This is a genomic window from Pelagibius marinus (assembly GCF_014925385.1).
GTDB lineage: Bacteria > Pseudomonadota > Alphaproteobacteria > Kiloniellales > Kiloniellaceae > Pelagibius > Pelagibius marinus.
Map to the genome: position 1 here is coordinate 97119 of NZ_JACSDK010000013.1, position 24811 is coordinate 121929.

At 68.1% G+C, this 24811-nt stretch carries 23 protein-coding genes; 14 read left to right on the forward strand and 9 right to left on the reverse strand.

Annotated features, from left to right (window positions below; all coding sequences use genetic code 11):
* Positions 1-113 precede the first annotated feature (113 nt).
* Complete coding sequence (locus H7X47_RS15225) at positions 114-446, reverse strand: elongation factor Tu (protein ID WP_193369568.1); 333 nt, start codon at positions 444-446, stop codon at positions 114-116.
* A 178-nt stretch (positions 447-624) separates the two neighbouring features.
* Here H7X47_RS15225 and H7X47_RS15230 point away from each other — a divergent pair, with 178 nt between their 5' ends.
* The gene (locus H7X47_RS15230; RefSeq protein WP_227010520.1) at positions 625-930 is read left to right on the forward strand and encodes a DUF2061 domain-containing protein; all 306 of its coding nucleotides are present in this window, start codon (positions 625-627) and stop codon (positions 928-930) included.
* A gap of 7 nt (positions 931-937) precedes the next feature.
* Here the strand turns inward: H7X47_RS15230 and H7X47_RS15235 are convergent, their stop codons facing one another.
* The 4 genes from H7X47_RS15235 to H7X47_RS15250 form a co-directional block, all read right to left on the reverse strand.
* A complete protein-coding gene (locus H7X47_RS15235; RefSeq protein ID WP_193369569.1) occupies positions 938-1198 on the reverse strand; it encodes a hypothetical protein in 261 nt (86 codons plus the stop codon).
* A 76-nt stretch (positions 1199-1274) separates the two neighbouring features.
* Positions 1275-2375, reverse strand: coding sequence for an Ldh family oxidoreductase (locus H7X47_RS15240; RefSeq protein WP_193369570.1), 1101 nt, complete (start codon positions 2373-2375; stop codon positions 1275-1277).
* Positions 2372-3910, reverse strand: coding sequence for a UxaA family hydrolase (locus tag H7X47_RS15245; RefSeq protein ID WP_193369571.1), 1539 nt, complete (start codon positions 3908-3910; stop codon positions 2372-2374). The genes H7X47_RS15240 and H7X47_RS15245 overlap by 4 nt, the downstream gene beginning before the upstream one ends.
* An 18-nt stretch (positions 3911-3928) precedes the next feature.
* Complete coding sequence (locus H7X47_RS15250) at positions 3929-4303, reverse strand: hypothetical protein (RefSeq protein WP_193369572.1); 375 nt, start codon at positions 4301-4303, stop codon at positions 3929-3931.
* A 105-nt stretch (positions 4304-4408) separates the two neighbouring features.
* Here H7X47_RS15250 and H7X47_RS15255 point away from each other — a divergent pair, with 105 nt between their 5' ends.
* From H7X47_RS15255 to H7X47_RS15295, 9 genes are all read left to right on the forward strand, one after another.
* Entirely contained in the window at positions 4409-5395 is a 987-nt protein-coding gene (locus tag H7X47_RS15255) for a zinc-dependent alcohol dehydrogenase family protein (RefSeq protein WP_193369573.1), read from the forward strand.
* 225 nt (positions 5396-5620) lie between these two features.
* Positions 5621-7450, forward strand: a complete 1830-nt coding sequence (locus H7X47_RS15260; RefSeq protein ID WP_193369574.1) for a long-chain-fatty-acid--CoA ligase — start codon at positions 5621-5623, stop codon at positions 7448-7450.
* A 3-nt stretch (positions 7451-7453) separates the two neighbouring features.
* Entirely contained in the window at positions 7454-8593 is a 1140-nt protein-coding gene (locus H7X47_RS15265; protein WP_193369575.1) for a thiolase family protein, read from the forward strand.
* The gene (locus H7X47_RS15270; RefSeq protein ID WP_193369576.1) at positions 8593-10923 is read left to right on the forward strand and encodes a 3-hydroxyacyl-CoA dehydrogenase/enoyl-CoA hydratase family protein; all 2331 of its coding nucleotides are present in this window, start codon (positions 8593-8595) and stop codon (positions 10921-10923) included. Before H7X47_RS15265 ends, H7X47_RS15270 begins: the two co-directional genes overlap by 1 nt.
* Positions 10924-10947: 24 nt before the next feature.
* The gene (locus tag H7X47_RS15275; protein ID WP_193369577.1) at positions 10948-12735 is read left to right on the forward strand and encodes an acyl-CoA dehydrogenase C-terminal domain-containing protein; all 1788 of its coding nucleotides are present in this window, start codon (positions 10948-10950) and stop codon (positions 12733-12735) included.
* Between the two features lie 97 nt (positions 12736-12832).
* Positions 12833-15670, forward strand: coding sequence for a DEAD/DEAH box helicase family protein (locus H7X47_RS15280; protein ID WP_193369578.1), 2838 nt, complete (start codon positions 12833-12835; stop codon positions 15668-15670).
* Positions 15667-15831 carry an acyl-CoA dehydrogenase C-terminal domain-containing protein gene (locus H7X47_RS15285; protein ID WP_319633617.1) on the forward strand — a complete coding sequence of 55 codons (165 nt, stop codon included), beginning with the start codon at positions 15667-15669 and terminating at the stop codon, positions 15829-15831. Before H7X47_RS15280 ends, H7X47_RS15285 begins: the two co-directional genes overlap by 4 nt.
* A 55-nt stretch (positions 15832-15886) precedes the next feature.
* The gene (locus H7X47_RS15290; protein WP_193369579.1) at positions 15887-16777 is read left to right on the forward strand and encodes a serine hydrolase domain-containing protein; all 891 of its coding nucleotides are present in this window, start codon (positions 15887-15889) and stop codon (positions 16775-16777) included.
* 156 nt (positions 16778-16933) lie between these two features.
* Positions 16934-18577, forward strand: a complete 1644-nt coding sequence (locus H7X47_RS15295) for a reverse transcriptase domain-containing protein (RefSeq protein ID WP_193369580.1) — start codon at positions 16934-16936, stop codon at positions 18575-18577.
* A 29-nt stretch (positions 18578-18606) separates the two neighbouring features.
* On the opposite strand, the gene H7X47_RS15300 is transcribed toward H7X47_RS15295, so the two are convergent.
* Positions 18607-19080 carry a DUF1203 domain-containing protein gene (locus tag H7X47_RS15300; protein WP_227010522.1) on the reverse strand — a complete coding sequence of 158 codons (474 nt, stop codon included), beginning with the start codon at positions 19078-19080 and terminating at the stop codon, positions 18607-18609.
* A gap of 124 nt (positions 19081-19204) precedes the next feature.
* Between H7X47_RS15300 and H7X47_RS15305 the strand changes: the two genes are divergently transcribed.
* Positions 19205-20005, forward strand: coding sequence for an SDR family NAD(P)-dependent oxidoreductase (locus tag H7X47_RS15305; protein WP_193369581.1), 801 nt, complete (start codon positions 19205-19207; stop codon positions 20003-20005).
* 120 nt (positions 20006-20125) lie between these two features.
* Here the strand turns inward: H7X47_RS15305 and H7X47_RS15310 are convergent, their stop codons facing one another.
* Positions 20126-20758 carry a MarC family protein gene (locus tag H7X47_RS15310; RefSeq protein WP_193369582.1) on the reverse strand — a complete coding sequence of 211 codons (633 nt, stop codon included), beginning with the start codon at positions 20756-20758 and terminating at the stop codon, positions 20126-20128.
* 270 nt (positions 20759-21028) lie between these two features.
* On the opposite strand from H7X47_RS15310, the gene H7X47_RS15315 reads away from it, so the two are divergent.
* Complete coding sequence (locus H7X47_RS15315; RefSeq protein ID WP_193369583.1) at positions 21029-21535, forward strand: PAS domain-containing protein; 507 nt, start codon at positions 21029-21031, stop codon at positions 21533-21535.
* 15 nt (positions 21536-21550) lie between these two features.
* The gene (locus H7X47_RS15320; protein ID WP_193369584.1) at positions 21551-22009 is read left to right on the forward strand and encodes a hypothetical protein; all 459 of its coding nucleotides are present in this window, start codon (positions 21551-21553) and stop codon (positions 22007-22009) included.
* Between the two features lie 281 nt (positions 22010-22290).
* Here H7X47_RS15320 and H7X47_RS26550 read toward each other — a convergent pair whose 3' ends face one another.
* Both H7X47_RS26550 and H7X47_RS15330 read right to left on the reverse strand, forming a co-directional pair.
* Positions 22291-22611 (reverse strand): EF-Tu C-terminal domain-related protein, encoded by a 321-nt coding sequence (locus H7X47_RS26550; protein WP_367575730.1) that lies wholly within the window; start codon positions 22609-22611, stop codon positions 22291-22293.
* Complete coding sequence (locus H7X47_RS15330; RefSeq protein WP_193369586.1) at positions 22605-23612, reverse strand: aldo/keto reductase; 1008 nt, start codon at positions 23610-23612, stop codon at positions 22605-22607. The genes H7X47_RS26550 and H7X47_RS15330 overlap by 7 nt, the downstream gene beginning before the upstream one ends.
* Before the next feature lie 226 nt (positions 23613-23838).
* On the opposite strand from H7X47_RS15330, the gene H7X47_RS15335 reads away from it, so the two are divergent.
* Positions 23839-24810, forward strand: a complete 972-nt coding sequence (locus H7X47_RS15335) for an ABC transporter substrate-binding protein (protein ID WP_193369587.1) — start codon at positions 23839-23841, stop codon at positions 24808-24810.
* Position 24811 lies beyond the last annotated feature (1 nt).

Genomic DNA, 24811 nt, shown 5'->3' on the forward strand with positions numbered 1-24811 from the left:
GTCTCGCCGCCCGGTCTGCGCCAGGCGTTTCGACGTTGTTCTATACTAGTATGGTAGCCTGAGCTCAAGGGGCAAGGCGGGTTGGGGAGGCGCAGCTTCTTGCGCGAGAGCCGTTAGCCCACGGGCTGCAGGAGGTCCGGGTTCAGCACCTTGGTCACCCGCCCATAGCCAACGATCCAGTTGCCCTCCTGCACAGTGAAGTCAAAACCTTCATAGAGGCGCCCGCGCTGCAGTTCGGGCGCCAGAAAGGTCATTTCCGACCTCACCGTATCGCCTGGCCGCACCTCCTCGACATCGGGAAAGCTGTGGCGGGCGTCGTTCAGGCTGCCGGGCAGTCCGAAGTCGTGGTTTGGGAAATAGCCGCTGCGGCAGGGGATATTCTTGCCCCCTTCCTCGGTGGGGAGAAAGCGGATCTCCGCTTCGATGTCAGGTGTGGGCTGGGGCATGGCCACTGCTCCGAGGTGTTCCTTCTGTCCAGAAAAGCGTAGTTTCCCGGGCTTTGGGCCGGGTTGTCAAACGGACTACAAATACCCTTTCGGTATGCGATTTAGAATTATCCTAATTGATAATCATTCGCAATTGAGCTATATAAGAGGCCTGGAACCGACCCGAGGAGACCGTGAGATGAGGCTGGATCTGGTGAAAACCCTGAGTTTCGCCGTGCTGCACTTCAGCGTCGGCTTCACCGTCACCTTTGCCCTGACCGGGTCGGTGGCGATCTCCACCGGCGTCGCCCTCATCGAGCCGGCGGTGAACACGGTGGTCTTCTTCTTCCACGAGCGGGCCTGGCAGCGCTTCACGGCCTCCAAGGCCCGGAGGGCGGCCGTTCCGGCCGCGGCGCCCGGCGGCGGCCTGGGCCCTGCGCCCAATCTGCCGTCCTTGGGCTCCTGGGGGCTGGCGCAGGGCGCCTGCGCCAAGCCGGCGGAGTGATGCGCCGCTAACGCAGGCCGCCCAGGTTGGCGATCAGCGCCTCGCGCGCCTGCTCGATCTCCCGGCCGATCTTATGGGCCATGTCCTCGTCTTCGCTGCAGACGTTGCGCGCGGCGTGGCCGTAGGAGGCTTCGCACTCGCGCATGGCCTCGATCACCAGTTCCTCGATGATCTTGTCGATGGCCTCTCTCTGGCCAGGCGAGAGCGTGGCGCCGACGATTTCCTCGATGTTCAGGACCGCCTTCTGCGCTTTCTGCTTCAATTCCATGCCTTCTTCCTCCCCGGGAACGATGATCTTTGGCGGCAGCTTGCCATAGGCGAGGGGGCCTGACGACCCCGTGCCCTTAAAGCGCCGAGAGGGGCTCTATACTCCGGGCCGCCGCCAGCTCGCCGAAGATGCGCCAGTTGGGCGCGTCGAGGGGGATGCCGTCGGCGCTGCGTTCCCGCTCCACCGCCCACTCGCGGTCGCCGGCGGCCATGACGCGCTCGCCCGGCAGGGCCGCCTGGCCGCGCAAAGAGTCGAGGTATTCGCGCAGCTGGGCCTGGAAGATGTCCTCGGCGACGAAGGCCGAGGGCTTCAGGGCCAGGAAGAACTGGCCGAGGCGGCGCGGCTCCGACCAGGGGGGCTGGAACATCTCCACCATCTGGTGGCTGAGACACATGCCGCTCAGGCCGGCGGAGAGGATCTCCACCATGCCGGCCAGGGCCGCCCCCTTGTAGCCGTAGCCGCTGCCGCCCAGCGGCAGCAGCGACTTGGCGGCGTGGGGGTCCCGGGTCATGCGGCCCGCGTCGTCCACCACCACCTCCGCCGGCAGCTCCCTGTCGAGGGCGCGGTACTGCAGGATGCGGTTCATTGGGATCGAGCTGCTGGCCATGTCGATGAGGTAGGGGCGCTCGCCCGCGACCGGCGCGGCGAAGCTGAGGGGGTTGGTGCCGTGAAAGCCCTCGCGCCCGCTGTGCGCCAAAACGGCGCTGGTGGCGTTGCAGGTGGCGAGACCGATGTAGCCTGCTTCCGCGGCGGCCAGGGTGTAGCAGCCGGCGGCGGCGAAGTGGGAGGAGTTGGAAACGCTGACGGCGCCGACCCCCGCCTCCGCGGCCAGCGTCATGGCCTCTTCCATGGCGCGGTAGCCGGCGGCGGTGCCAAGGGCGTGGTCGGCGTCCAGCCGCCCGGCCGCCGCCGCGGTCTTTTCGAAACGCATCTCGGGGCGGCCCTTCACGCGGCCGCCCTCGACCACCTTGGCGTAATGCGGCAGCAGGCGCACGCCGTGGCTGTCGACGCCGCGCAGCGAGGCACCGACCAGGGCACGGGCGGTCGCCTCGGCGGAGGCCTCGTCGGCGCCGGCGGCGGCCAGCACCGCGCGGACGAAACGGTCCAGGTCCCCGGCCGCGACGCGCGCGGCCCCCGGCTCCTGCTGTTGCTCCTGCTCTCCGGCGACTTCGCTCACATCACCGCGCCGATCTGCCAGGGAATGAATTCGGCGTCGCCGAAGCCCAGCGCCTCGGACTTGGAGGGTGTGCCGCTGGCGATCTCCAGCACCTTCTCGAAGATCTCGCGCCCGACCTGCTCGATCGTCCTGTCGCCCTCGGCGATGCCACCGCAGTTGATGTCCATGTCTTCGGACAGGCGGGCGTACATGGCGCTGTTGGTGGCCAGCTTGATGGAGGGCGAGGGCTTGAAGCCGAAGACCGAGCCGCGCCCGGTGGTGAAGCAGACCACGTTGGCGCCGGAGGCGACCTGCCCGGTCACCGAGCAGGGGTCGTAGCCGGGCGAGTCCATGAAGACGAAGCCCTTGGCCGTCACCGGCTCGGCGTACTTGTAGACGCCGACCAGGTTGGTGGTGCCGCCCTTGGCCGCCGCGCCCAGCGACTTCTCCAGGATGGTGGTGAGCCCGCCGGCCTTGTTGCCGGGCGAGGGGTTGTTGTTCATCTCGCCGCCGTTGCGCCGGGTGTAGTCCTCCCACCAGTGGATGCGCTCGATCAGCTTCTCGCCGACCTCGCGGCTGACGGCGCGGCGGGTCAGCAGGTGCTCGGCGCCGTAGATCTCCGGCGTCTCGCTGAGGATCGCGGTGCCGCCGTGGCGCACCAGCAGGTCGGCGGCCTGGCCCAGGGCCGGGTTGGCGGTGATGCCGGAATAGGCGTCCGACCCGCCGCACTGCAGGGCCAGGGTCAGCTCGCTGGCCGGCAGGGTCTCGCGCACCGCCGCGTTGGCCGCCGGCAGCATGGCCTTGATGCGCTCGATGGCCTCGTCGACCGTGCGCCGGGTGCCGCCGGTCTCCTGGATGGTCAGGGTCTGGAAGCGCTCGCCGGTCGAGAGGCCGTAGGCGTCCAGCAGGAAGGGGATCTGGTTCACCTCGCAGCCGAGGCCCACCATCAGCACCCCGGCCAGGTTGGGGTGCCGGGCATAGCCCCAGAGGGTGCGCTGCAGGGCCTCGTAGCCGTCGCCGCTGTCGGCCATGCCGCAGCCGGTGGAATGCACGAAGGCGCAGACGCCGTCGACGTTGGGGAACTCGTCCAGGATGCCGGTCCTGTTGAAGGCCTCGGCGATGTAGCGCGCCACGGTGGCCGAGCAGTTCACCGAGGTCAGGATACCGATGTAGTTGCGCGTGCCCGCCCGTCCGTCGGCGCGGCGGTAGCCCTGGAAGGTGGCGCGCTCGCCCTCCGGCACCATCTCGGTCGGCTTCGCGCCCTCGCAGAAGGCATAGTCGCGGTCGAACTCGCCCATGCCGCAGTTCTGCACGTGGACGTGCTCTCCGGGCGCAATATCCTTGGTGGCGAAGCCGATCACCTGGTCGTACTTCACCACCGGCGCGCCTTTCTCGATGGCGCGGGTCGCGACCTTGTGGCCGGTGGGAATGCGGTTCGCCGTGGTGACGCCTTCGCCCGGAACTTCGGTGCCTTCCAGGATCTCGGCGCGGCTCACCACCACGTTGTCGTTGGGGCTGAGGCGGATGGTGAGGCCGGCGCCGGTCGGGGATGTCATTGCAGTGGTTCCTTGAAGTCAGCCGGTGGTGTAGCTGCGGCAGAGCGCGTCCAGGTGACAGCCGTAGGACGATTCCAGACGCAGGAAGGTCAGTTCACCCTTCTGTACGGCCGCGCGCAGATCGCTGAGATAATCCCGGCCTTTTTCCGAGACCGCGTTTTCCATCGAGGTGACGCGGGCCAGGTCGCTGAGGTTCGGCGCCTCGATTTTCTGGACGTCGAAGATGACGTTGCCCAGCAGCAGGTTATTGCAGCGCAGATGCTCGACGCCTTCGAGCTTCAGCGTGCAGGTATCCTTGTCATGGGTCTCGATGGTCAGCGTGAAGGTCTTGTCGCCGGGCATCTCGATCTTGCGCAGTTCGCCGTCGCTGACTTCCGGCAGGATTTCGGTCATGGGCTGGTCTCGCGGTAGGTCACGGGGTTGTAGGGGGCATGATCTGCATCATTAGCGCCTCGGCCGCCGTCTGGCTATGCTGCGGCCATGGCGGACGATCATAGCATGCACGCGATGGTCCTGCGGGAAAAGGCGGCCGGAAGGCTTGAGGCCGCCGATCTGCCGCGCCCGGAACCGGGTCCCGGGCAGATCCGCGTGAAGGTGGCGGCCTGCGGGGTCTGCCGCACCGACCTGCACGTGGTCGACGGCGAGCTGCCGGACCCCAAGCTGCCCATCGTGCCGGGTCACGAGATCGTCGGGACGGTGGACGCCCTGGGCGAGGGAGTCGAGACCTTTGCTCTGGGCCGGCGGGTCGGCGTGCCCTGGCTCGGCTTTTCCTGCGGCGCCTGTGGCTACTGCACCTCGGGGCGCGAGAACCTCTGCGGGGCGGCGCGCTACACCGGCTACCAGATCGACGGCGGCTATGCCGACTACTGCATTGCCGACGCGCGCTACAGCTTCGCCCTGCCGGAAGGCTACAGCGATTGCGAGGCGGCGCCGCTGCTCTGCGCCGGACTCATCGGCCACCGCGCCTACCGCATGGCCGGCGAGGCCAAGCGCCTGGGCGTCTACGGCTTCGGCGCGGCGGCCCACATCATGATCCAGGTCGCCCTCTGGGAGGGGCGGGAGGTCTACGGTTTTACCCGCCCCGGCGACGACGAGGCCCAGGCCTTCGCCCGCGGCCTCGGCGCCACCTGGGCCGGAGCTTCCGGCGAGGCGCCGCCGGAAGAGCTGGACGCCGCCATCATCTTCGCCCCTGTCGGGGCCCTGGTGCCCGAGGCGCTGAGGCGCACGGCGCGCGGCGGCACCGTGGTCTGCGCCGGCATCCACATGAGCGACATCCCGAGCTTTCCCTACCGCATCCTCTGGGAGGAGCGGCAGATCCGCTCGGTCGCCAACCTGACCCGGCGTGATGCCGAGGAATTCCTGGCGCTGGCCCCCAAGGTGCCGGTGAAGACCCATGTCCGTGACTACCCCCTGGCCGAGGCCAACCGGGCCCTCGACGACCTGCGCCGGGGGCGCCTGCAGGGGGCCGCCGTCCTGCGGCCCTGAATATTCCACAGATGACATGGGGGGCGGGGTGCGCTCTCCCTTGAAAGCGCCCGAAAAAGTGCCGACCTTAATGGTTAACGGCTGCTTAACCTAAGCGCCCGATCCTTACCGATCGTAAGGGAGTTCGGCGCTACCCTCGCGTTAGGACCCGGTAGCCTGCTGCACCCCCGGCGGGCTGCCCCGAAGCAGGGGTCTTGCGGGGGCGACTAGGTGCGAGGTTGGAAGATGACCCTGGGTCCCGAAACCGACCTTTGGGATGCCCACCACCCGCGGGCGGCGCAGGGCGCGCGCCCCTGGGACCGCAGCTATCCGGCGGGCATCGCCTGGGATGAGCCGGTTCTGCAGGAACCGCTGGCCCTGGCGCTCGACCGCGCCGTGGCGGCCTTCGGCGAACGTCCCTGCCTGGATTTCCTCGGCCGGTCCTATTCCTATGCCCAGGTCGGTGACCTGGTCGCCCGCACCGCCAAGGGCCTGCAGGACCTGGGCGTCGCCAAGGGCACGCGCGTCGCGCTCTTCCTGCCCAACACTCCCTACTACGTGGTCGCCTACTTCGCGGTGATGAAGCTGGGCGGCATCGTGGTCAACGTGAACCCGCTCTACGCGGAGGAGGAAGTCCACGAGCTGCTGGCCGATTCCGGCGCCGAGTTCGCCGTCACCATGGACCTGAAGCTGCTGCTGCCCAAGCTGACCTCGGCGCTGGCCCCCGACACCCGGAAGAAGTGCGCGCTGAAGAAGATCATCGTCGGCGCCATGGGCGACATCCTGCGCTTTCCCACGCGCCAGCTCTTCGCCGTCGCCAAGCGCGGCGAGCTGGCCAGGCCGCCCGCCGGCGACGACCGCTACCTGCGCTTTTCGAGGCTGATCGACAACGACGGCGACTTCACGCCCGCCGAGGTCGGCATCGGCGACGTGGCGGTGCTGCAGTACACCGGCGGCACCACCGGTCTGCCCAAGGGCGCCATGCTGACCCACGGCTCGATCTCCGCCAACGTCAGCCAGCTCCACACCTGGTTCATCGGCGTCGAGCCCGGCACGCAAAGGGTGCTGGCGGTGCTGCCGCTGTTCCACGTCTTCGCCATGACGGTGAACATGCACCTGGGCATCCGGCTCGCGGGCGAGATCATCCTGATGCCGCGCTTCGAGATCAAAACGCTGCTGCAGACCATCGCGCGCCGCCGGCCCACCTTCTTCCCCGGCGTGCCGACGCTGTTCAACGCCATCCTGCACTACCCGAAGCTGGAGCGTTACGACCTCTCCTGCATCGAGGTCTGCATCTCCGGCGGCGCCGGCCTGCCGGCTCCGGTGCACGAGGGCTTCGAGAACCTGACCGGCGGGCGCCTCTTCGAAGGTTACGGCCTTTCGGAGGCCTCGCCCGTGGTCACCTGCAACCCCATCGCCGGTTCCACCAAGGTCGGCTCCATCGGCCTGCCGCTGCCGGGCACGGAGGTGGTCATCCGCTCCCTGGACAACCGGGACCAGGAGGTGCCGCTGGGCGAACGCGGCGAGATCTGCCTGCGCGGCCCGCAGGTCATGGCCGGCTACTGGCAGCGTCCGGAGGCCTCCGCCGAGACCCTGCGCCACGGCTGGCTGCACACCGGCGACGTCGGCTACATGGACGAGGACGGCTACACCTACCTCATCGACCGCCTTAAGGAGGTCATCGTCTCCGGCGGTTACAAGGTCTATCCGCGCCACGTCGAGGAAGCCATCCACCGCCATCCCGCGGTGGCCGAGGTCATCTGCTGCGCCAAGCCCGACGAGTACCGCGGCGAGGTCCCCAAGGCCTTCGTGCGCCTGAAGGAGGGCGAGACGCTGAACGAGGAAGATCTGCGCGCTTTCCTCGCCGACAAGCTGTCGCCCATGGAGATGCCGCGCGAGGTGGAGTTCCGCGAAGAGCTGCCCAAGACCATGATCGGCAAGCTGTCGAAAAAGGAACTGATTGCTCACGAGCGCGCGAAGCACGACGAAGAGCGTGCCAAGCACGCGGGACAAGAGCAGAATGAACAGGGTCCGGCGGGCGAATCGCCGCCGCTGGAAGAGACGAAAGGTCTTTAGACGATGGAAAAGAACGTTGTGATCGCCGGCTATGCCCGCTCACCCTTCACCTTCGCCCACAAGGGCGAGATGGTGAAGCTGCGCCCCGACGAGATGGCGGCGCAGGTGGTGCGCGGCCTGCTTGAAAGGACCGGCGTCGAGCCCAAGGACATCGAAGACCTCATCGTCGGCTGCGCCTTTCCCGAGGGCGAGCAGGGCCTGAACGTGGCGCGGCTCATCGGTTTTCTGGCCGAGCTGCCGATCTCGGTCGCCGGCACCACGGTGAACCGTTTCTGCGGCTCCTCCATGCAGGCCATCCACATGGCCGCCGGCAACATCCAGATGAACGCCGGCGAGGCCTTCATCTGCGCGGGCATCGAGTCCATGAGCCGCGTGCCCATGGCCGGTTTCAACCCGCTGCTCAACCCCGGCCTCGCCGAGCGCTTCCCCGCCGCCTACATCTCCATGGGCGAGACGGCGGAGAACGTGGCGCGGCGCCACCAGATCACCCGCGCCCGCCAGGAGGAGCTGGCGGTGCTCAGCCACCGCCGGGCCGCCGTGGCGCGCAACGAAGGCAAGCTCGCCGACGAGATCGTGCCGGTGCAGGTGAACGGCGCGGCCGTGGAGGCCGACGGCTGCATCCGCCCCGACACCTCGATGGAGGCCCTGGGCGAACTGAAGCCCGCCTTCGCCACCGACGGCAGCGTCACCGCGGCGACTTCCTCGCCGCTGACCGACGGCGCCTCGGCGGTGCTGGTGACTTCGGAGGACTACGCCAAGGCGCACGGCCTGAGGCCGCTGGCCCGGGTGAAGTCCATCGCCGTCGCCGGCTGCGACCCCGAGGTCATGGGCATCGGCCCGGTGGCCGCCACCAGGAAGGCGCTGGAGCGCGCCGGGCTTTCGGTGGGCGACATCGACATCGTCGAACTGAACGAGGCCTTCGCCGCCCAGGCCCTGGCCTGCGCCGACGAACTGGGCCTGGACCTGGAGAAGACCAACCTGGACGGCGGCGCCATCGCGCTGGGCCATCCGCTGGGCGCCACCGGCGCGCGCATCACCGGCAAGGCGGCGGCGCTGCTGCAGCGCGAGGGCAAGCAGTTCGCGCTCTCGACCCAGTGCATCGGCGGCGGCCAGGGCATCGCCACCATCCTGGAGGCCGCCTGATGCCCATTCAACAGGCTGCGGTGATCGGCGCCGGCGTCATGGGCGCCGGCATCGCCGCGCATCTCGCCAATGCCGGCGTTCCGGTGCTGCTGCTCGACATCGTGCCGGAAGGTGCGGAGAACCGCAGCGCGCTGGCCGAGGGCGCCGTCGCAAAGCAGTTGAAGGCCGACCCGGCACCCTTCATGTGGAAGCGCGCCGCCAAGCTGGTGACGCCCGGCAACCTGGAAGACGACTTCGACAGGCTGGCCGACTGCGACTGGATCATCGAGGCGGTGCTGGAAGACCCGGAGGTCAAGCGCGATCTCTACCGCCGCCTGGAAGAGGTCCGCAAGGACGGCGCCATCGTCTCCTCCAACACCTCGACCCTGCCGCTGAAGCTGCTGACCGAGGGCATGCCGGAACGCTTCTGCGCCGACTTCCTCATCACCCACTTCTTCAATCCGCCGCGCTACATGCCGCTGCTGGAACTGGTGGCCGGCGAGAGGACGCGGCCCGAGGCGGTGGCGGAGATCGCCGCCTTCGGCGACCGCGTGCTGGGCAAGGCCATCGTTCACTGCCACGACACGCCGGGCTTCGTCGCCAACCGCATCGGCACCTTCTGGCTGCAGTGCGCGGTGGTGGAGACCCTGGACCGCGGCGTGACGGTGGAGGAGGCCGACGCCGTTCTGGGCCGCCCGCTGGGCGTTCCCAAGACCGGCGTCTTCGCGCTCCTGGACCTGGTGGGTCTCGACCTCATGCCCAAGGTCGACGCTTCCATGGCCGCGACCCTGGCCAAGGACGACGCCTACCACGCTCTGCGCCGGCCCTTCCCGCTGCTGGAAAAGCTGATCGCCGAGGGCTACACCGGCCGTAAGGGCAAGGGCGGCTTCTACCGCCTGAACCGGGAGGGCGGCGGCAAGGTGAAGGAAGCCGTCGACCTCGCGACCGGCGACTACGCGCCGGCGGCCAAGGTGTCGTTGAGTTCCGTCTCCGCCGCGCGCAAGGGCGGCCCCAGGGCACTGGTCGAGCACGCCGACAAGGGCGGGCAGCTTGCCTGGGCGGTGATGTCCCAGGTGCTGAGCTACGCCGCCTCGCTGCTGCCGGAGATCGCCGACGACGTGCCCTCGGTCGATCGCGCCCTGCGCACGGGCTACAACTGGAAATTCGGCCCCTTCGAGCTGCTCGACAGGATCGGCGTGGACTACGTCGCCGCGCGCCTGAAGGAAGAGGGCCGTCCGATACCGGAACTGCTGGAAAAGGCCGCGGCCGCCGAGGGCTTCTACCGGGTGAAGGACGGCCGCCAGCAGTACCTCACCGTCGCCGGCGACTACGCCGATGTGGAGCGTGCCGAGGGCGTGCTGCTGCTCTCCGACGTGAAGCTGAAGGGCGAGCCTCTGGCCAGGAACGGCTCGGCTTCCCTCTGGGACATCGGCGACGGTGTCGTCTGCCTGGAAGTCCACACCAAGATGAACACCATGGACCCCGAGGTGTTCAAGATCATGGCCAAGGCCATCGAGATCGTGCCGAAGGGCTATAAGGCGCTGGTCATCTACAACGAAGGCTCGCACTTCTCCGCCGGAGCCAACCTGGGTCTTGCCATGTTCGCCGCCAACGTCGGCGCCTGGCCGATGATCGAGGACATGGTGGCCGAGGGCCAGAAGGTCTACACCGCCCTGAAGCGCGCGCCCTTCCCGGTGGTGGCCGCGCCTTCGGGCCTGGCGCTGGGCGGCGGCTGCGAGATCCTGCTGGCCTCCGACGCCGTGCAGGCCCATGCCGAAAGCTACATCGGCCTGGTCGAGGCCGGCGTCGGCGTGGTGCCGGCCTGGGGTGGCTGCAAGGAGCTGCTGGCCCGCTACGCCCATGATCCCAAGCGCCCCAAGGGGCCCATGCCGCCGGTGGCCGCCGCTTTCGAGACCATCGGCCTGGCCAAGGTGGCGAAGTCGGCCTACGAGGCCAAGGAGCTGGGCTTCCTGCGCGGCAGCGACCACATCACCTTCAACCGCGAGCGCCTGCTGGCCGACGCCAAGCAGAAAGCGCTGGATCTGGTCGAAGGCTACCGGCCGCCGGAACCGGCCGAGTTGTTCCTGCCCGGGCCCTCCGGCAAGGCCTCGCTGGCCTTTGCCCTGCGCGATCTCTACGCCAAGGGCGTCGCCACCGAGCACGACATGGTGGTGGCGAGCGAGCTGGCCGAGGTGCTGACCGGCGGCCCCAAGGCCGACTTCACCGAGGCCATGAGCGAAGACGACATTCTGAAGATGGAGCGCGCCGCCTTCATGCGCCTGGTCAGGACGCCGGGCACCATGGCGCGGGTCGAGCACACGATTGAAACCGGGAAACCCCTTCGCAATTGATGCTGCGGAACTAGGAACGATCAGATGGTGAGTTATACGGCCCCGCTCGACGACATCCGCTTCCTGCTCTACGACCTGCTCGACTACGAGGGGCAGGTGGCGGGCCTGCCCGGCTGCGAAGAGGCGAGCCGCGAGCTGGTCGACGCGGTCCTGGAGGAAGGCGCCAAGTTCTGCGAGAACGAGTTGCTGCCCCTGAACCGCTCCGGCGACGAGGAGGGCTGCGCCTTCGAGAACGGCGTGGTGCGCACGCCGAAGGGCTTCAAGGAGCTTTACGAGGCCTTCTGCGAGGCCGGCTGGAACGGCCTGTCGCTGAACCCGGACTACGGCGGCCAGGGCCTGCCCAAGACCCTGCAGTTCGTCATGACCGAGCTGATCTGCTCGTCCAACATCTCCTTCGGCATGTACCCGGGCCTGACCCACGGCGCCTGCAACGCGTTGGAGCTGCACGGCTCGGACGATCAGAAGCAGACCTTCCTGCCCAACATGATCCACGGCCGCTGGTCGGGCACCATGTGCCTGACCGAGCCGCACTGCGGCACCGATCTGGGGCTCATCCGCACCAAGGCGGAGCCTGTCGGGGAGGGCAAGTACAAGATCACCGGCACCAAGATCTTCATCTCCGCCGGCGAGCACGACATGAGCGAGAACATCGTCCACCTGGTGCTCGCCAAGCTGCCCGACGCGCCGGAGGGATCGAAGGGCATCTCGCTGTTCATCGTGCCCAAGTTCCTGGTGAAGGAAGACGGTTCGCCGGGCGCGCGCAACGGTGTGGCCTGCGGCTCCATCGAGCACAAGATGGGCATCAAGGCGTCCTCCACCTGCGTCATGAATTTCGACGAGGCCGAAGGCTATCTCGTCGGCGAACCGCACAGCGGCATGGCCAAGATGTTCACCATGATGAACGTGGCGCGCCTGGACGTCGGCATCCAGGGCCTGGGCCTGGCGGAGACCGCCTACCAGTCGGCGGCGGCCTACGCCAAAGAACGGCTCCAGGGCCGCTCGCTGGCCGGGCCGCAGCAGCCGGACAGGCCCGCCGATCCGATCATCGTGCACCCTGACGTGCGCAAGAACCTCCTGACCATGCGCGCGCTGAACGAAGGCGCAAGGGCGCTGGCGCTTTGGGTCGCCATCGCCGTCGACGTGGCCGAGAAGCACCCCGACGACGCCAGGCGCCAGGAGGCCGACGACCTGGTCGCCCTGATGACGCCGATCATCAAGTCCTTCTTCACCGACGCCGGCTTCGAGGTGACCAACATCGGCATGCAGGTCTTCGGCGGCCACGGCTACATCCGCGAGCACGGCATGGAACAGCTGGTGCGCGACGCCCGCATCGCCCAGATCTACGAGGGCGCCAACGGCATCCAGGCCCTCGACCTGGTGGGGCGCAAGCTGGGCCAGAACATGGGCCGCCTGCTGCGCCGCTTCTTCCATCCGGTGCAGGACTACATCGAAGAGGGCATGACCAAGCCGGAGCTGGCCGAGTTCGTCGCGCCGCTGGCCAAGTCCCTGAGCCGCCTGCAGCAGGCGACACTGTGGATCGGCCAGCAGGGCCTTAAAGATCCCGAGGAAGCCGGCGCGGCGGCCACCGACTACCTGAACCTCTTCGCCTATACGGCGCTGGCTTATCTCTGGTGCCGCATGGCGGAAGCCAGCCTGGCGAACCTGGAAGGCGATCGGGCGGAATTCCACGAAGCGAAACTGGCCACCGCGCGCTTCTTCTTCCAGCGCCTCTTGCCCAAGAGCTCCGGCCACTTCTCCGCCATCATGGCCGGCAAGGCGCCGCTGATGGAAATGAAGGAAGCGGCGTTCTAGGACGCGTGAGCGATCGCCGGACACAATTGCCGGTTGTTTGCGCAGAAGACGCCCGATAGCCTGTCCTTCCAGTCTGGCGGGGAGAGGCATCGGGGGCGTGGACACGATTTCCAAGACGGGCGCGGCCGCGTTTCCGAGGGTGCGCTTTGTGGGCAAGTGGCGCGCCTACCAGGCACGGGTCCTGGCCGAGCTGGAAGGCCACCTGGATGACGCGCGGCTCAACATCGTTGCGGCGCCCGGTGCGGGCAAGACGGTGCTGGGCCTGGAGGTGGTCTGCCGCCTCGGCCGTCCGACACTCATTCTCTCGCCTACACGCGCCATTCGCGACCAGTGGCTCGCGCGTCTGTTCGATCTCTTCGAAGCGGAAGACGGCAACTGGCCGGCGGGCTGGGGGACCCGGATCGCCACGCCCGGCTGGATCACCTCTACCACCTACCAGTCTCTGCACGCGGCGCTGCGCGGCCTTGTCGATGAAGATGAGGCTGACGAGAGTGCCGAGACTGAAGACGCCGACGATGAAAGGGCGGAGGAGGACAGCAAGGCCGCCGAAATGGCGGCAGCGGGCGAGGCGCTGCTGCAGGCGCTCGACCGCGCCGGGATCGAAACCCTGGTCCTGGACGAAGCGCATCACCTGCGCCGGGCTTGGTGGGAGAGCCTGCAGGACGCCATCGCCTACCTGCAGGAGCGGCGGCCCGGCCTGCATGTCGTCAGCCTGACCGCCACGCCGCCCTATGATGTCGAGCCGGCGGAATGGGACCGATACGCCGAGATCTGCGGGCCCGTCGACGCGGAAATCTCTATTCCCGAACTGGTGAAGCAGGGCGACCTTTGCCCGCATCAGGATTTCGTGCACTTCAGCGTTGCCGAAGAGGCCGTCATCGCCAGCCTGGAGGCCTTTGCCCGGGAGGTGGAGCAGCTGGCTTATGGCTGGGCCCGCGATCCGGTCGTCCTTGCCTGGGTCCGGGAGCACGACTGGATCGCCGAGCCGGAGGCCAGGGAGGCGGAGATTCTGGCCAGGCCCGGCGCCTACTGCGGCCTGCTGGCGGTGATGAAGTCGAATGGCCAGCCGTTGCCGTCGCCGGGGCCGGAGATCCTGGGTATCAAGGCGGCCGAAGTTCCAGCGCCCGGTGCGCGCGTTCTAGAGGCATTGTTCCAGGAGATCGTGATCGGCGAGCCGCCGTTCTCCGCTGGCGAGATGGGTGAGCGTCTGCGCCGCGAACTGCGCGCCGTCGGCGCCCTTTGGCGCCGTCGCGTGCGCCTCCGCAAGAGCGAGCACCTGGCCCGCGCGCTGACCGGAACGGCCGCGAAACTGGACAGCATCGAAGCCATCGCGCGCGCCGAGGCCGCCACCCTGGGCGAGGGGCTGCGGCTGGTCGTGCTGACCGACTACGTCCGCGCCGCGGCAATCACTCGGCCGGCGGATCAGTCGAGCGATGCGCTGGGTGCCGGCCCCATCCTGCGCCGCCTGGGGCAAGCCGGTCTCGCGCCGCTGCTGCGCCCCGCCATGGTGACCGGCAGCTGGGTGGTGATCCCGGACACCGTGATCCCGGACTTCCGTGTCGAGGCGATCGGCCACGGCCTGGCGGAAACTGAGCTCACCTTCCAGCCCCTTCCACACATTCCCGGCTGGTCACGAGTGCTGGTAGAGGGCGGCAAGACCTCGCGGCGCCTTCAGGTCGTCACCAGTCTCTTCGAGCAGGGCAGCCTGCGCTGTCTCGTCGGCACCGCCGCGTTGCTTGGCGAAGGCTGGGACGCTCCGGCGACGAACTCCTTGGTCCTCGCAACCTCGGTCAAGAGCTACATGCTGTCGAACCAGATGCGAGGCCGGGCGATCCGGAAATCCAAACGCCATCCGCACAAGGTCGCAGCGATCTGGCATTTGGCGACGATCTTGCCGCCGGGAACGGAGCTGCTGAACGTCGAGGAGTCGCTGTGGGACCTGCTGCGCTCGCACCGGCGCGAGGCGTTGGCAAGCGGTACCCTGGACGAGGCGCCGTCGCGGCTGGGTTACGACGCGATTGCGCTGTTCCGCCGCTTTGCGGGCTTTGCCGGAGTCTCCCACACCCAGCCTCCGGTCATCGAGTCAGGGATTATCCGGCTGGGCATCGAGACGCGGCATTGGACGGTGGCAGCCGTTCGCGATTGGAATGCGGTCATGCTGAAGCGGGCCGCCGACCGCGCCGCCGTGGCGCGGGCCTGGTCGGAGGTCTTTTTCGATGCGGGCAAACTGCAGAAGCCGACCACCGGTGCGGTGCTGCCGCCGCCTGAAGGGCCCAAGGGTATCCGGCGCGTCGCGCTGGGCTGGGCCCTGGCGGGCTTAATCGGTGCGCTCTTTCAGGTCGCTCTGCTATCGCTCCATACCTTGCGCGCGGGCTGGCGGATCGCACTCGTGGTTCTCGGCCTGGGCCTGCTCGGTGCGGCGCTCTATCACAGCAGGGCGATTTGGTACAGCATCACGGCGGGCTCGCCGAGACGCTACATGGTGAGCATCGGGCGCTGCCTGCTGGACGCCTTGAGCGTGGCGGATGTCCTGGATCAGCCCAGGCGGACGATGGACGTGCGTGTCGAGGAAGAAGGAGGCCCCGGCGACAGGACCTACTGCCGCTTGTCCGGCAGCACACATCTGGATGAAGTCCGCTTCGCAGAGGCGTCGGTGACCTTTTTCGGAGAGATCGGCAACCCACGGCATATCCTGATCCGTTATCACCGGCGCGGCTTCGTGAGGCAGGTGGATTACCACGCGATACCGGCTGAGATCAGCGCCAGCAAGGAGGCGCTGAAAATGCTGGAGAGGTCCTGGTCGGCGCGCTTGGGGCGCTGCGAGATCGTGAATACCCGAACGCGCGAGGGGCGGCTATTTCTTCTGCGCGCTAGGGTCCTGTCCTACTCCTCTGTCTTCAAGAGCCAGGCGAAGCGGAAGCAACGCTGGGAGTGATCCTCGTCATTGAAGTGAGCATCGTTGAGGCTCTTCGAGAGGCCAAGCTCGCCACCGCGCGCTTCTTCTTCCAGCGTCTCTTGCCCAAGAGCTCCGGCCACTTCGCCGCCATCATGGCCGGCAAGGCCCCGCTCATGGAAATGAAGGAAGCGGCGTTTTAGGCGCACCTGGGTTCTCTGATGGCGCTGTGGCGTCGGGGCGTGCTACCGCTTCTACATGTCCGAATGTCATATCGCCGTTGTTGACGACGAGGGGATCCTTGAAGCGGGGGCCTCGACCGCCGTGGTGCCCTGGTGGTCTTTCACCAAGACGCTGATCGCCGTTGCCGTGCTGCGGCTCGAAGAGCGCGGCGAGGTGGCCTTGGACGCGCCCCTGGACGGCTATCCCTTCACGACGCGTCAACTGCTGCAGCACCGCGCCGGGGTGGGCAATTACGGCGGCCTGCGCGCCTATCACGACGCGGTGGCCCGCGGCGACACACCCTGGTCCCGCGACGAATTGCTGGCCCGGGTGCCGCCGGAGGACCTGCGCTATCCCCCGGGCGAGGGTTGGGCCTACTCCAACGTCGGTTACCTGCTGCTGCGCCAGCTTGTCGAACAACGCTGTGATGCCGGGCTGCACGCCGTCCTGCAGGCCCTGGTGCTGGAGCCGCTGGGTCTGTCACAGGCGCGGCTGGCCGAGACGGTGGCGGATATGGACGGCTCGGCCTTCGCCGGCAACCACGGCTACGATCCGGGCTGGGTCTACCACGGCTGTGTCATCGGCCCGGCAAGCGAGGCGGCGCTGGCCCTGCACCGGATTTTGACCGGCGACCTGCTGTCGCCTGCGTCGCGGACCGCCTTGCTGGACCGCCATCCTATCGGCGGGCCGCTGCCGGGGCGGCCCTGGCGAACCACCGGCTACGGCCTGGGCCTGATGATGGGGGACGTGCTGTGCGACGGCATGACGGCGCCGCGCCGGCTGGCCGGCCATTCCGCCGCCGGGCCGGGCAGCGTCGGGGCCGTCTACCACGCAGCGGAACGGCAGCGCACCGCGGCGGTCTTCACCGCCGATCCGCAGGAATACCGCGCCGAGTTCCTGGCGGTGCAGCGCCTCTTTCTGGTCTGACGCTGCGCGTCACGCCCGCTCGCTGCCCGCTCCGTCCCGCACAGTGAATTCCGGGTCTTTCAACCCCGGGAAACTGGCGGGGTGTGATTTCAATGTGTAGGCTCGGCCGTTAGAGCCGGGTTCCGGCGCATCCACGCAACTGAGAGCGTTGGATCGATGCGGACCGAAGAACCGACAGTCTGGCCTTTTCCCAGCGTCAAGCGGCGCACGCTGCTGCGCGCCCTGCTGTACGGCGCGGCAAGCGGCGCGGCGCTCGGCACGCTCGGCCTTTCCCCCCGCGCCGGCGAGCTGGCGAGCGAAGAAATCGTGCTGACCATGCTGGGCATTCTGCAGCCGGCCTCCGCCGAGGAGGTGTTCTGCATCCTGGAACTGCTCCACGACGCCGCCGCTGCCGAAGGCATGGCGCTGGATCTCGAACGGCCCCGGGCCGGCGAGATTTCCGAGGCCGTCGAGGCGCTGCAGCGCCAGGGCGCGATCCTGCCGGTGCAGGCGAATCCGGTCCGGCGCTATTCAATGACCGCCGCGGGCAACCGCAGGCTTAGCCCCCGGCTCAGGGCCACGCGGGATACGACCCGGCTGTTCTTGCTTCACGGTCCCCGCGCGCGCATCATGGAGATGTCGCGCGAGGGACGCGAAGGGGAGTCGGGCGGCGCTTCGCCGCCTTCAAACCTAAGGTCTCTCATCGATTCACTCGGCCGACCCCTTGGGTCGACCGAGGACGATGGCAACCAACCGCCCACGCGGGCGTGGCCGGTTGCTCGCCATCGTCTGTGGTCCCGACACTGTCGAACCAGCCCCCTGGCGCTTTCGCGCGACACCTCGCTCCGTTTCCTTTCCTTCGACAGCCTCGAGCAGTTGCGCCTTGCCGGCGGCACGAGTGGAATGGTGTCCAGGTTGCGTCTCTCGCCGCAGGGTATCGCCCTTTCTCTCGGGGTTTCCCTGCAGTTTCTGCGCTGGCTGCGCGATACCCGCTACGACCGGCACTACCGGAGCTTTGCGATCCCGAAACGCGGCGGCGGCAAGCGCTGGATCGAGAGTCCGCGCATCTTCCTCAAGGTGACCCAGCGCTTCGTGCTGCACCACATCCTGAGCGGCCAGCCCGTGCATGACACGGTGCATTCCTTCGTGCCGGCGGTGCAGGCCGGGGAGCTGCGCAATTCCATCACCAACGCCCGGCGCCACCTGGCGAAGCCCTATGTCGCGAAGATCGACATCAAGGATTTCTTCGGCTCGCTGCGCGGTTACCTCGTCGACCAGGCATTCCAGGACACCGCCTTACTTAACGCCGATGCCCGCCGCCTCCTCAGCAGTCTCTGCACGCGGCGCAACGCCCTGCCGCAGGGCGCGCCGACCAGCCCGATGATCTCCAACCTGATCCTGCGCCGCTTCGACGAGAACATGGCCCGCTTGTGCAGCGAGCTGGACCTCGTCTACACGCGCTATGCCGACGACATCACGATCAGCGGGGCGGTGCGGGAGGACGTGGAGCTTGCGGCCTGGTTCGCGCGCAAGGGGCTGACGGGCGAGCCGCTCACGCTGCCGGTGAACGAGGACAAGTCGCGCATCCTCTCCGCCGGCCAGCAGCAGCGCGTGACCGGCGTCATCGTCAACGAACGCGGGCTGCCGCCGCGCCGGATGCGGCGGCGCGTGCGGGCCATGTTCCACCAGGCCGCCCTCGACCCGGCAAGGCTGCGGGAGGAGCGCGCCCGGCTGGGTGGCTATCTCGCTTATTTCCGGGCCTTTCCCGACTACCCCTCCGGCGAACTGGCCCGCTATGCGCGGGTCCTGGCGCAGAAGTAAGAGGCGCCGAGGCCGGCCCTGGCCGCCCGCTATCCCCGCTCTAGGCGGCACTGGAAGCAGTTGTTGCTGGCCGAGCGCAGGTGGATGTAGGCGATCTCCGGGTCTTCGAACAGTTCGGCGGCGCGGGATTCGATCTCCGTGGTCGGGATGACCTTGCCGCTGCCGTAGACGATGCGGTCGTCGTGGCCGTAGCCGCGCATGAGAATGACCTCGCGCCGCACGAAGATCCCCGGCTTGCCCGCCGTCTCGCCGTAACGCGGGCAGTCTTCGGCGTGGACGAAGATGGGGCCGACCTCGGCGTAAGGCTGCGGGCCGGGGAAGGGGCGGTGGGCCAGCACCAGCATGGGGGCGTCCCCGGCGATGTCGTCCAGGCAGTGGCGGCAGGGATTGCCGCCGCCGTCGGAAGTCATTCGCTCGGGCGCCTGGCCGTTGGCGTCGGGGGCGCCGCGGCGCCAGGTCTGGACGAGGTCGCTGTCGAGGGCGACGAAACGCAAGTCGATCATCAGGTCTACTCCAGGAAGCGGGACGGGCAGATTTCAGCAGCCGGGCCCCGGGGCCTCTATCCGCTTCTTGCGCGCGCCCGTCGAAACTGCTCCCCTGCTGCGCGGACCAGAACGGAGGGGCGACATGCGCGGGGCGAAGCGGCCAAAGATCAAGCGGCTTTCGGAGCTGTCGGCGGTGATCGTCGGCGGTACTTCGGGCATCGGCCTGGCGGCAGCGGAGGCCCTGATCCGCGCGGGCGTGCCGCGCCTGCGCCTGGTCGGCCGTAATCCCGAGCGCGCGGCCGCCGCCGTGGACCACCTGCGCCGCTTCAAGGGCGAGGCGGAGATCGCGGCCCTGCTGGCCGACTGCGCCGACCCCAAGGCGGCCAAGGACATGGCGGAGACGGCGCTGGCCGGCATGGGCGGCATCGACCTGCTGGTCTGCTCGCCGGGCGGCAACAACCTGCCGGAGCTGCTGTTCCGCCAGCCCATCGCCCAGATCAACCGCACCCTCATGGAGGACATGGCGCCGACGCTGAACGCCTGCCGCGCGGTGCTGCCGGCGATGATGGAGGGTGGCGGCGGCTGCATCCTCAACCTTGCCTCCGACGCCGCCAAGGTGGCGACGCCGGGCGAGAGCGTCATCGGCGCGGTCATGGCGGGTATCGTGCAGTTCACCCGCGGCCTGGCCATCGAGGGCAAGCGCAACGGCATCCGCGCCAACGCCATCACCCCCTCGCTGGTGGAGGGTACCGCGCTCACCGACCGGCTCATGGCCGAGGGCACCTTCTCCAAGAAGCTCTTCGAGAAGGCGCGGCCCCTGGCCGACCTGGGGCCCACCACGGCGGAGGATCTGGCCGAGCTCATCGTGTTTCTCGCGGGGCCCGGCGCGGCCAAGATCACCGGTCAGGCGATCTCGGTCAACGGCGGCATCAGCGCCGCCTGAGAGCTGCGGCTTCATCGTTTGAGACGCCCGCTGGCGCGGGCTCCGCACCATGAGATTCATAGCTGGACCTCACCCTGAGGAGGCGCGTCAGCGCCGTCTCGAAGGGTGACTAAGCGAAGACTAGCCGCCCAGCAGGCCGCTGCTGGCGATGCCGTCGAAGAGGAACTGCACGGCCAGGGCGGCCAGCAGCACGCCCATGACGCGGGCGACGACGTGCAGGCCGGTAACGCCCAGCAGGCGTTGGATCTGCACGGCGATCAGCATCAGCACGAAGGTGGCCAGCAGCATGCCGGCTAGGCAGCCGACGACGATGGCGATGGTCGCGGGATCACCCTCGGCGTCGGCGACCAGCAGGATGGTGGCGCCCATGGTGCCCGGCCCGGCGATCAGCGGCGTGGCCAGGGGGAAGACCGAGATGTCGGCCTTGGCCGTGGCCTCGCGGTTCTCGTCCTCGGTGGTGGTGACGCCGCCGGAGGGCCTTGCGAAGACCATGTCGATGGCGATCAGCAGCAGCAGGATGCCGCCGGCGGTCCTGAGCGCCGGCAGGGAGATGCCGAAGAGGTGCAGCAGCGAGTCGCCGAAGACGGCGAAGGCCAGCAGGATGCCCAGCGCGATCAGGGTGCCTTTGAGCGCGATGGCCCGCCGTTCCTTGGTGCTGTTGTGCGGCGTCAGCGCGGCGAAGAGCGCCGCCACGTCGAGCGGGCCCATGGTCGCGAAGAAGGTGGCGGTGGCGACGAGCGCGGTTTCCAGCATGGTCCCTGGGGGGTTCGGCGGTGACCTGGATAAGGCGATGACTTGGGCGCATCCTGGCAGGGGCCGGTGGGCGCGTCCAGGGGCGCGGACCGGGGGCGCAGGCCGGGGATTTTCCGCCATAAGTGGCATGCCCCGGGACTTACCTGTGCTATGGTCACTCCCGGGCGTGTCGCCGCAGGGGTTGCCATCGTACCCGCCGGCAATGCCTTAGCGGTTGTGCATCGTGATTTCAGCCAGCGGACCATGCTTCCAGCCATCAAGAGCCAAGCCTTGCGGACCCTCCTGACGCACTATCTCGAGGTGCGGGGGGACAAGCGCATGCCGTCGCGCCGGGATATCGACCCGGCCTGCCTGGGGCCGGTGCTGCCGATCATCTGGCTGAGCGAGTACGAGCCGGCCGCCGGCACCTTCCGCTATCGCCTGGCGGGCGAGGAGGTGAACGAGATCTTCGGCGGTTCGGTCGCCGGACGGCTGCTGTCGGATTTCGTCGCCGGCGACCGCTTCCTGGTGGTCAACAAGAACTTCCTGAGAGTGATCCACGACGAGGCGGCCCTGCTGGCCAGCGGGCCCATCTACCGCTGCACCGACCGCATCGCCATGGGCGAACGCCTGGTGCTGCCGCTCAGCAGCGACGGGGTTGCCGCCGACGGCCTGCTGGGCGCCACCGCGCGCAGCGCCCTGGTCGATCTCGACGTGATCTCGATGAACGAGCAGACGTCCACCTTCGTCCCCATCGACGACCTGGAACGCGCCGTGAAGAGCGCGGTGGGGGACTGAGCGGGCGGGGGCGCCATGGCCCGGCGCTCGCTCAGGCTGGGGTCCTGGCCGCTGCCGCTGCGCTGGCTGCTCGCGGTTCTTGTCGTCCCCACAATTCCCTTCATCACCACCGTTCTGTTGAGCGCCGTCTTCTCCGGGCTTGGGTTGATGATCCCGACGGTGGTCGCCGGCGTGCTGTCGGAGATGATCCTGCCCACGGTTCCGGTGGCCTGGCTCACCATCCTGCCGCTTTACTTTGCGCTCGGCAGGTGGTGGCGCCACTCCAGATGGAGCTACATTGCTGCCGCTGTGCTGGCTGCCCTGTTCCTGCTGCTCGCCAAGACCGGCCATCTGCTCTTGACCGGCCCCGTCGACCGGCTGTCGTTCCCCCTGCTTGGGATCTGGTTCGCGGCCACCCTGGTGACGGCGGCCCTCATCGGCGCGATGGTCTGGTGGGTCCTCTGGTGGGGCCGGGAGAGTGAACAGGCCAAGTGAGCGGGCCGGCCAGGCCAACACGAAATGCCGCTTTGCCGTTCACAAGGTGCCGCTCCGTTGTTTCCGGATCACGCTCGGTTGTCATCCCGGACAAGCGAGCGTTCGCGAGCGCGATCCGGGATCCATGGGAGAAGCCGGGCGCCTGGCTCTACCATGGACCCTCGGGTCAAGCCCGAGGGTGACATTGGAAGTTGGTGGCGCCGGTCAATCCTTTGGGTTCTCGCCGACTACGGCCTCGCGGGCGTTGCGGACCAGTTTGTCATACTCCAGCTTTAACGGCATCAGCAGCTTCGTCTCCAGACGTCCGTGATCATTCCCGTAGCGACTGTGCGTGAACCTTCCTTGAGTTCGAACTTTGCTCCGATCGTTAGGCAAGAGGCAACGTTCTCAGGAGAAGCGAAGACAATCGTTGTGTCGGCTTCGTCGCCTGGGTTCATTTTTCCCGAGCCGGAAATCCACTTGATGGCGATATCGCTGGAGAATTCGCCGATATAGAATCGGGGCCGATAGTTCGCCTCGATTGGAGCAGGCCTTCCACCTTCTTCCGCCGTCAGGAGTCGAAGCCGCGCAGCAATATCGGCGTTGGACTGGGAGCTCACCACCCCGGCCGGCCCGTCAGCGGATAGCGCGGGTCGCTGTAGCCGGGGGTCGAGGGGTGGCCCGGGGCGACCAGGGAGTTCAAGAGCGCCTCGTCCTCTTCATCGAAGCCGTGATCGAGGGCGCCCAGGTAGCCCTTCCACTGCTCCAGGGTGCGCGGGCCGGCCAGCACCGAGGTGATGATGGGGTTGGCCAGCACCCAGTTGACCGCGAAGTCGGCCGCCGTCATGCCCTTGGCTTCCGCGTGCTTCTGGATCTTCTGGGCGATGACCAGGGATTCCTCGCGGAACTCGCTCTGCATCATGCGGGCGTCCTTGCGGCCGGCGCGGCTGCCCTTGGGCGGCGCCTTGCCGGGCTGGTACTTGCCGGTCAGCACGCCGCGCGCCAGCGGGCTGTAGGGCACCACGCCCAGGCCGTAGTACTCGCAGGCCGGCAGGATCTCCACCTCGGGCATGCGGTTCATGGCGTTGTAGTAGGGCTGGCAGACCACCGGCCTGTCGATCCCGGCCTGGGCTGCCAGGTGGACCATCTCGGCGATGCGCCAGCCGCGGAAGTTGCTGACCCCCCAGTAGAGCGCCTTGCCGGAGCCCAGCACGTCGGCCACGGCGCTGACCGCTTCTTCCAGCGGCGCCGAGTAGTCGTCCAGGTGTAGGTACCAGATGTCGACGTAATCCACCTTCAGGCGGGCCAGGCTGTCGTCCATGGCCTTCAACAGCCACTTGCGGCTCAGCCCCTGCGAATTGGCGTGGCTGTCCTTCACCGGGTTGCCGCCCTTGGTGGCCAGGACCCAGGAATCGCGGTCCTTGGCGATGGCGCGGCCGACGATCTCCTCCGACTTGCCCTGGGCGTACTGGTCGGCGGTGTCGATGAAGTTCACCCCGGCGTCGCGGGCATGGTCGATGATCCGGCGGGCGGCCTTTTCGTCCGTCTGGTCGCCGAACATCATGGTGCCGAGGCAGAGGGGGGAGACGGAGAGGCCGCTGCGGCCGAGCTTGCGGGTTTCCATAGGGGGCACCTTTCGCGGGGCGTTCTTGGGATTCCTGGAAGGATTCCAGGCCCTGGGAGGGGATTTGCGGGCGAGTTTAATCTTTCGCCCGGCCGGACGGCAACCGGCGGCGGAACCGCGCGGTCCCCGCGAGGGCCTTGGACGGCGGGTCGTTTGCATGCTAAGCCAAAGGTCTGAAATTCCGCCCGCCGGGCGCCCAATAAGAACACCAGGGAGCGAGACCAAGATGCGTCTACGAACCGCCATTACCGGCCTGACCGCGGCCGCGCTGACCGCCGCCGGACTGACCCTTTCCGCCGGGGCCCAGGAGATCACCGTGGCGACCACCGCCATCGTCGAGCATCCGGCCCTGGACGCCGCGCGCGACGGCGTGCGCGACGAGCTGGCCGCCGCCGGCTACGTGGAGGGCAAGAACCTGCGCTTTCTCTACGAAAGCGCCCAGGGCAACCCCGCCACGGCGGCGCAGATCGCCCGCAAGTTCGTCGGCGAGGCGCCGGACGTGATCGTGCCGATCTCCACCCCCTCGGCCCAGGCCGTGGTCTCGGCGACCGACGACATTCCCGTGGTCTTCACCGCAGTGACCGACCCCGTGGGGGCCAAGCTGGTCGGCGACCCGATGATGCCGGGCGGCAACGTCACCGGCATGTCCGACCTCTCGCCCATCGGCAAGCACCTTGACCTGATCAAGCAGATCAGCCCCGACGCCAAGATCGTGGGCGTGCCCTTCAACCCGGGCGAGGCCAACTCGGTGACCCTGCTGGAGCTGATCAAGAAGGAGGCCCCGGCGCGTGGCCTGACCATCGTCGAGGCGCCGGCCACCAAGTCTTCCGAGGTGCTGGGCGCCGCCCAGAGCCTGGTCGGCAAGGCCGACGTCATCTACGTGCCGACCGACAACACCATCGTTTCGGCCTTCGAGGCGGTGGTGAAGGTGGGCGTCGACAACAAGGTCCCGGTCTATGCCGGCGACACGGACTCGGTGCCGCGCGGTGCCATCGCCGCCGTGGGCTTCAACTACTACGACATCGGCCGCCAGACCGGGAAGATGGTGGTCCGGATCCTCAAGGGCGAGGCCCCGGGCACGATCCCCGTGGAGGGCGTGGAGATCACCGAGCTCTATGTGAACCCCGCCATGGCCGCGAAGATGGGGGTCACCATCCCCGACTCCGTCATTGCAAAAGCCAAGGAGGTGGTGCAGTAAG

What these genes read in the sequence shown, in the direction of transcription:
- H7X47_RS15300 (WP_227010522.1), bottom strand. Translation starts at nt 19,080, where the DNA reads ATGATCGACTTGCGTTTCGTCGCCCTCGACAGCGACCTCGTCCAGACC.
- H7X47_RS15245 (WP_193369571.1), bottom strand. Translation starts at nt 3,910, where the DNA reads ATGACATCCCCGACCGGCGCCGGCCTCACCATCCGCCTCAGCCCCAAC.
- H7X47_RS15335 (WP_193369587.1), top strand. Translation starts at nt 23,839, where the DNA reads ATGCGTCTACGAACCGCCATTACCGGCCTGACCGCGGCCGCGCTGACC.
- H7X47_RS15310 (WP_193369582.1), bottom strand. Translation starts at nt 20,758, where the DNA reads ATGCTGGAAACCGCGCTCGTCGCCACCGCCACCTTCTTCGCGACCATG.
- H7X47_RS15290 (WP_193369579.1), top strand. Translation starts at nt 15,887, where the DNA reads ATGTCCGAATGTCATATCGCCGTTGTTGACGACGAGGGGATCCTTGAA.
- H7X47_RS15330 (WP_193369586.1), bottom strand. Translation starts at nt 23,612, where the DNA reads ATGGAAACCCGCAAGCTCGGCCGCAGCGGCCTCTCCGTCTCCCCCCTC.
- H7X47_RS15230 (WP_227010520.1), top strand. Translation starts at nt 625, where the DNA reads ATGAGGCTGGATCTGGTGAAAACCCTGAGTTTCGCCGTGCTGCACTTC.
- H7X47_RS15275 (WP_193369577.1), top strand. Translation starts at nt 10,948, where the DNA reads ATGGTGAGTTATACGGCCCCGCTCGACGACATCCGCTTCCTGCTCTAC.
- H7X47_RS15320 (WP_193369584.1), top strand. Translation starts at nt 21,551, where the DNA reads ATGGCCCGGCGCTCGCTCAGGCTGGGGTCCTGGCCGCTGCCGCTGCGC.
- H7X47_RS15270 (WP_193369576.1), top strand. Translation starts at nt 8,593, where the DNA reads ATGCCCATTCAACAGGCTGCGGTGATCGGCGCCGGCGTCATGGGCGCC.
- H7X47_RS15235 (WP_193369569.1), bottom strand. Translation starts at nt 1,198, where the DNA reads ATGGAATTGAAGCAGAAAGCGCAGAAGGCGGTCCTGAACATCGAGGAA.
- H7X47_RS15225 (WP_193369568.1), bottom strand. Translation starts at nt 446, where the DNA reads ATGCCCCAGCCCACACCTGACATCGAAGCGGAGATCCGCTTTCTCCCC.
- H7X47_RS15260 (WP_193369574.1), top strand. Translation starts at nt 5,621, where the DNA reads ATGACCCTGGGTCCCGAAACCGACCTTTGGGATGCCCACCACCCGCGG.
- H7X47_RS15255 (WP_193369573.1), top strand. Translation starts at nt 4,409, where the DNA reads ATGCACGCGATGGTCCTGCGGGAAAAGGCGGCCGGAAGGCTTGAGGCC.
- H7X47_RS15305 (WP_193369581.1), top strand. Translation starts at nt 19,205, where the DNA reads ATGCGCGGGGCGAAGCGGCCAAAGATCAAGCGGCTTTCGGAGCTGTCG.
- H7X47_RS15265 (WP_193369575.1), top strand. Translation starts at nt 7,454, where the DNA reads ATGGAAAAGAACGTTGTGATCGCCGGCTATGCCCGCTCACCCTTCACC.
- H7X47_RS15250 (WP_193369572.1), bottom strand. Translation starts at nt 4,303, where the DNA reads ATGACCGAAATCCTGCCGGAAGTCAGCGACGGCGAACTGCGCAAGATC.
- H7X47_RS15295 (WP_193369580.1), top strand. Translation starts at nt 16,934, where the DNA reads ATGCGGACCGAAGAACCGACAGTCTGGCCTTTTCCCAGCGTCAAGCGG.